Annotated in this window: 1 protein-coding gene; it reads right to left on the bottom strand. The window is 65.4% G+C overall.

Going from position 1 to position 228, the window contains the following annotated elements:
• Positions 1-27: 27 nt before the first annotated feature.
• A partial coding sequence (locus KVT37_RS33375; RefSeq protein WP_217579135.1) for an SsrA-binding protein occupies positions 28-228 on the bottom strand: 201 nt, incomplete at its 5' end.

The raw sequence follows: 228 nt of genomic DNA, 5'->3' as shown, positions 1-228 counted from the left end.
CCGCTACGCACTTTTCCTGCAATTGCCTTAGCCGCGCTCTTTCAGCAGCCGGCCCTTCTCGCGCCACCAGTCGCGCTGCTTTTCGGTCTCGCGCTTGTCGTGCAGCTTCTTGCCCCGGGCAACTGCGAGCAGCAGCTTGGCGCGGCCGCGGGCGTTGGAATAGAATTTGAGCGGCACCCGCGCCATGCCCTCGCGCTCGACCCTTTGCGAGAGCTTGGCCATCTCGCG

Origin of the sequence: Mesorhizobium sp. GbtcB19, from assembly GCF_019091085.1 — a bacterium.
In the GTDB taxonomy this organism is placed as follows: Bacteria; Pseudomonadota; Alphaproteobacteria; order Rhizobiales; family Rhizobiaceae; genus Mesorhizobium.
This window is presented reverse-complemented; position numbering and strand designations above follow the sequence as displayed.